The organism is Streptomyces sp. ADMS (genome assembly GCF_033441795.1).
In the GTDB taxonomy this organism is placed as follows: domain Bacteria; phylum Actinomycetota; class Actinomycetes; order Streptomycetales; family Streptomycetaceae; genus Streptomyces.
The window spans coordinates 1-5,426 of the sequence record NZ_JAVFVX010000217.1 but is presented as its reverse complement, the minus strand read 5'-3'; the positions used below and the strand labels follow the sequence as shown (position 1 = coordinate 5,426).

General features: G+C 72.0%; 5 protein-coding genes. 1 reads left to right on the top strand and 4 read right to left on the bottom strand.

Annotated elements, in window-relative coordinates; genetic code table 11:
• A partial coding sequence (locus RB628_RS39275; protein WP_318325440.1) for a GNAT family N-acetyltransferase occupies positions 1-1,186 on the bottom strand: 1,186 nt, incomplete at its 3' end.
• Between the two features lie 290 nt (positions 1,187-1,476).
• Between RB628_RS39275 and ppk2 the strand changes: the two genes are divergently transcribed.
• Entirely contained in the window at positions 1,477-2,280 is an 804-nt protein-coding gene (gene ppk2, locus RB628_RS39270) for a polyphosphate kinase 2 (protein ID WP_318325439.1), read from the top strand.
• A gap of 15 nt (positions 2,281-2,295) precedes the next feature.
• Here the strand turns inward: ppk2 and RB628_RS39265 are convergent, their stop codons facing one another.
• From RB628_RS39265 to RB628_RS39255, 3 genes are read right to left on the bottom strand one after another with little or no spacing between them, the layout of a single operon-like run.
• Positions 2,296-3,168: a universal stress protein gene (locus tag RB628_RS39265; protein WP_318325441.1), complete on the bottom strand. Its 873-nt coding sequence runs from the start codon at positions 3,166-3,168 to the stop codon at positions 2,296-2,298.
• A gap of 5 nt (positions 3,169-3,173) precedes the next feature.
• Positions 3,174-4,196 carry a zinc-dependent alcohol dehydrogenase gene (locus RB628_RS39260; RefSeq protein WP_318325438.1) on the bottom strand — a complete coding sequence of 341 codons (1,023 nt, stop codon included), beginning with the start codon at positions 4,194-4,196 and terminating at the stop codon, positions 3,174-3,176.
• Positions 4,197-4,223: 27 nt separating this feature from the next.
• Positions 4,224-5,129: a universal stress protein gene (locus RB628_RS39255; RefSeq protein WP_318325437.1), complete on the bottom strand. Its 906-nt coding sequence runs from the start codon at positions 5,127-5,129 to the stop codon at positions 4,224-4,226.
• Between the last annotated feature and the right edge of the window lie 297 nt (positions 5,130-5,426).

Genomic DNA, 5,426 nt, shown 5'->3' with positions numbered 1-5,426 from the left:
GGCCGTCGCTCTCCCACCACTGGAGCATGTCGTTGCCGCTGACGTCGTACTTGTCCCCGAGGGACACGAACGAGGAGACCCCGATGCCCAGCCGGGACAGTCCGTCGAGCAGGGCGATACCGACCCCGCCGGACTGCACGGCGACACCGGCCGTCCCGGGGCGGGGGTGCTCGGCGGCGAAGGTCGCGTCGAGGCTCAGTTCCGGGTCGGTGTGGGAGACGCCGAGGCAGTTGGGGCCGACGAGCCGCATGCCGTAGGTGCGACAGGCGGCCAGCAGGGCCTGTGCCTGGGTGTGGTCGAGGCCGGCGGTGACGACGACGAGGGCGCGTACCCCGGCTCTGCCGCTCTCCTCTGCGACGGCCGGGACCGCGGCGGCCGGTACGGCCACGATCACCAGATCGGGTGTCCTGGGCAGCGCCGCGACCGACGGGTGGGACGGCACACCGAGCACCGAGGTGACACTGGGGTTCACGGCGAAGAGGCGCCCGGTGAAACCGCCCGAGTGCAGGTGGTGCAGAACAGCCCGGCCCACCGATCCTGGCGTACGTCCGGCGCCGGCCACGGCGACCACGGACGGCCGCAGGAGGGGCAGCAGGCTGGCCACGTCTGCGGCGCGGCCCCGGGCCTCGACGGCGGACAGATAGGTGTCGTTTTCATCCAGGTGGAACGTACAGCGCACCTCCGGTCCCTCGAAGCGGCGGGAGATGCGCAGGCCGAGGTCGGCGAAGAGGCGGAGCACCTCGTTGTTCTCGCTGAGCGCGTCGGCGGTGAAGGTGGTGATGCCCTCCGCGCGCGCCGCCGAGACCAGGTGTTCGACGAGGAGGGTGCCCACGCCCCGGTGGTGCAGTCCGTCGGCGACGGCGATGGAGATCTCCGCGCTGTTCGTCCCACCGCCTTCCGTCTCCTTGCCGGTGCCGTACTCGGCGATGCCGATCACCCGGCCGTCCACCTCGGCCAGCAGGGCCCGGTAGCCCGGACCGGCCGGGGTGCAGGCGCGGTCGGCGGCCAAGGCGGCCGAGCGCCGGCTCGCCGCGAAGAAACGCAGGCGGAGGTTCTCCGGCGACATCTCCTCGTAGAACCCTCGCAGCTGGTCGTGGTCACCCGGCCGCACCGGACGGATGCACACGGTGGTGCCGTCCGCGAGCAGGGCGTGGACCGTGGGCCGGTCGAGCAGGTCGTCCGTCATCGCGGGTCTCCTCCATGGCTTCCGATACTTGGATCGTCCGACGGAACGGCGGCGGAGCCCATGGGCTGTACGGGGCCCCGACCGGGCCGGTCGGCCCCTCTGTGGCCGCCGACCGGCCCGCTGCCGCACGCCGCTGCGGCGCCGTCAGGTCCAGGAGGCGGTTGGTGCGGGCCGACGCGACCGCAAGCCGTCGATACCGACACATACGGTCATGGTCCTGGTGTTCGACCTTGGACATGGGGGAGACTCCGGAGGTCGCGACGTAGGGGTCATCGGGCGGTGGAGGCAGCATGGTCGGCAAGAAGTCAACGGAGCTGCCGCGCAAGTCGTACGAGAAGGAACTGCTGCGGCTGCAGATGGAGCTGGTGAAGCTTCAGGAGTGGGTGCGGGCGACGGGCACCCGGCTGGTGGTCGTCTTCGAGGGCCGGGACGCGGCGGGCAAGGGCGGGACGATCAAGCGGGTCGCCGAACACCTCAACCCGCGCGTGGCCCGGATCGCGGCGCTTCCGAAGCCGACCGAGCGGGAGCGCAGTCAGTGGTACTTCCAGCGGTACGTCGAGCATCTGCCGGCGGCCGGGGAGATCGTGCTGTTCGACCGCTCCTGGTACAACCGGGCCGGAGTCGAGCATGTGATGGGCTTCTGCACGAAGGAGGAGCACCAGCTCTTCCTCCGTCAGTGCCCGATCTTCGAACGCATGCTGGTCGAAGCCGGCGTCCTGCTGCGCAAGTACTGGTTCTCTGTGAGTGACACCGAGCAGCAGGAGCGCTTCCGGCGCCGGCTGGAGGACCCGCTGCGGCGCTGGAAGCTCTCGCCGATGGACCTGGAGTCGATCACCCGCTGGGAGGCGTACTCCAGGGCCAAGGACGAGATGCTGGTGCACACCGACATTTCCGAGGCGCCCTGGTATGTGGTGGAGAGCGACGACAAACGCCGGGCGCGGCTGAACATGATCGCCCACCTGCTGTCGTCCGTGCCCTACCACGAGGTGCCGCCGCCGGTGCTGGAACTGCCGGCACGGCCGCCGTCGACCGGCTACGAACGCTCGCCGCGGGATCTGCAGACCTACGTCCCCGACCACGCGGCGAGCCTCTGAACAGCCGGTCGCCTCTCACGCCCGCTCGGGTACGACCGCGACGGCGCAGGCGGAGTGGTGCAGCAGCGCGTGAGCGACGCGCCCCAGCTGGAGCCCGAGGTGCCCCGGGTTGCGCCGGGCCCCGACGACCAGCAGATCGGCCTCGTACGAGGCGGCCTGCAGGACCCTGCGGGCGGGGCCCTCGACCGTGCGCCGGCGCAGGTCCACCTCTGCGGGTGCGTCCTTCAGCGCCCGCTCCAGGACCTCGGCGGCATGCTGCTCGTGCAGACGGGCGGATTCGCCGGAGAGCAGGGGGTGGTCGGTGGTCTCGTGTGCCGGGCACCGCCAGGCCCGTACGGCGTCCAGGGTCGCGTGGCGCAGCTTCGCCTCCCGGACGGCGAAGCGCAGGGCGGCGGAGTCCGTCCCCCTCTCGCCCACACCCACGACGACGCGGCCGCGCGTCCCGGCTCGGACCTGGTTGTCGTGGCTGCCGCGCACCACGATCACCGGGCAGCCCGCGTGGGCGGCGACGGTCAGGCTGACCGACCCGAGCAGCATCTCCACGAGACCGCTGCGACCACGGGTGCCGAGCACCAGCGCGGCGGCCTCGTTTCCCTCACGGACCAGCGCCTGCTCGGGCTCGTCCGGCAGCACTTCGGTGGTGCTCTTGACGTCGGCCTGGCGCAGGCGGGCGCGCTGTGCGGCGGCCCCCACGATGTCCTCGGCCGTGATCTGCCGGGACAGCGTGTCGAGCTCCTGTGCGAGAGCGGCGCCCTCGTACTGCTCCCAGCGGGAGGCGTACACCAGTCGCAGCGGTGCCCCGCGGAGGGCGGCCTCGTCGGCCGCCCAGTCGGCGGCCCGCAGGCTGGGTTCGGAACCGTCCACGCCGACGACGATCGGGAGGACCATCGTGCTCACCGCCCCTCACCCAGGTCGAAGACGATCCGGGCCTTGACCTCGCCGCGCAGCACCTCGTCGATGGAGTCGTTGACGGCGGCGAGGGGGCGGGCCTCGTAGATGACCTTGGTGCGGCCGGCCGCGTGCAGTTGGAAGACCTCCGCGAGATCCTTCCGGGTCCCGACGATCGAGCCGATCACCGACGTGCCGTTCAGGACGGTGTCGAAGATGGGCACGCGGACCGTGCCGTGCGCCGGCAGGGCCACCATGACCAGCTTGCCGCCGCGCCGCAGCCCGGAGTTGACGGCCTCGAAGGCCGCGTCGTTCACCGCGAGCGCGATGGCGGCGTGGGCCCCGCCGTGCTGCTTGAGCACCTCGCCGACGTTCTCCTTGCGGGCGTCGATGACGATGTCCGCGCCGAGTTCGGCGGCCAGTCGCAGCTTCTCGTCGGTGACGTCGATCGCGGCGACCGTGGCGCCGGCGATCTTCGCGTACTGCACGGCGAGGTGACCGAGCCCGCCGATGCCGGAGATGGCGACGAGCTGCGCGGGCTTGACCTCCGCGACCTTGAGCGCCTTGTACGTGGTGACGCCGGCGCAGGTCAGCGGGGCGGCCTCCAGGGCGCTGATCCCGTCGGGCACCGGCTGCGCGAAGTCGGCCCACGCCAGCATCTTCTCGGCGTATCCGCCGTCGCAGCCGTATCCGGTGTTGATCTGCTGCTCGCACAGCGTCTCCCAGCCGGACAGGCAGTGCTCGCACCGCCCGCAGGCCCTGCCCAGCCAGGGCACGGCGACCCGCTGCCCGACGGCAAGGTGGGTGACGCCCTCGCCGAGCGCTTCCACCAGGCCGACGCCCTCGTGGCCGGGGACGAACGGCGGGTTGGGCCTGACCGGCCAGTCTCCGTGGGCGGCGTGGATGTCGGTGTGGCACAGCCCGGAGGCCTCGACGCGCACGCGAACCTGGCCGGGGCCGGGCTCCGGGTCGGGGCGCTCCTCGATGACCAGGGGTTCACCGAACGCTTGTACGACAGCTGCCTTCATTGTTCTCTTCTCCTCGGGCGGGACGGGTCAGCCGTGGGGGACGACGGCGACGGGGGCGGTGGAGTGGTGCAGTACGGCATGCGTGACATGGCCGATGTGGGTGCCGAACGGGTTGCGGCGGATACGCCGGCCCACGACGACGAGGGAGGCCTCGTGGGCGGCGTCCACGACATGGACGGCCGGGCTTCCGTAGCGGCTCGTCTCGACGACCTCCACGTCCGGGAACTTCGCCCGCCAGGGGCGCAGCACCTCCGCCACCGCCTCGGACGCGCTCAGGGCGAGTGCCTCGTGCAGCGCCGGGTTGGCGGGAGTGCCGTACGCGTAGTAGGGCGGCGGATTCCAGCCGTGGACGACCCGCAGCGAGGTCGCGCGCCGTTTGGCGGCGTCGAAGGCGAACTCGATCAGCGTCTCGTCCGGGTGCGCGACGTCGAGCCCGAGGACCACGGGCCGGAACGGGGTCGCGGCGGACGGGATACCGGCCGGGTCCGGCTCGTGCTCGTCGGCGGCCACTTCCAGCGCTCGGACCAGCACGACGGGGCGGTCCGTGTGCGCGACGGCGGACAGGCCGACCGAGCCGATCATGAACCCGCCGATCCCACCGAGGCCGCGCGAGCCCAGGACGAGCAGTTCGGCGCTCTTCGCCGCCTCGGCCAGTGCGTCACCCGGCTGGCCGGAGACCTGCTCCGTGGACACCTCGACGCCCGGGTGGCGCAGCCGGATGCCGGCGGCGGCTTCCCGCGGGATCCGCTCGGTCCAGTGCTGCTGGGTCTCGGCTCCCAGGAGCGGTGCCTCTGCCATGGGCGCCGGCACCGGCTCCCACACCTGCACGATCTTCAGCGGCAGGCCGCGCAGCTTCGCCTCGCGAGCCGCCCACTCTGCGGCGGCCCGGCTCTCCTGCGAGCCGTCGAGTCCTACGATGATGGTGCGGAGCATGATCTCCACCTCCTGGGTGACGGATCCAGCGTCGTCTTCGGACGGTTCGGCGTGCAGGGGCCAGTGGTCCCTCGAGGCCAGTGGCCCCTGCACGGCGCGGTGCGGTGCGGTGGGCCGGATGACGGACCCACCGCACCGTCGTTGCTCAGCGCAGCCAGCTGTGGTCGCGGACGAAGGGCAGCCTGGCCCACAGTCGGCCCGCGCCCAGGGTGTCGCCGGCGGCGACAGCGGCCAGGACGATCAGGGCGACGGCGTAGATCAGGTGGTAGTCGACGAAGGGGTTCGTCGACATGCTCA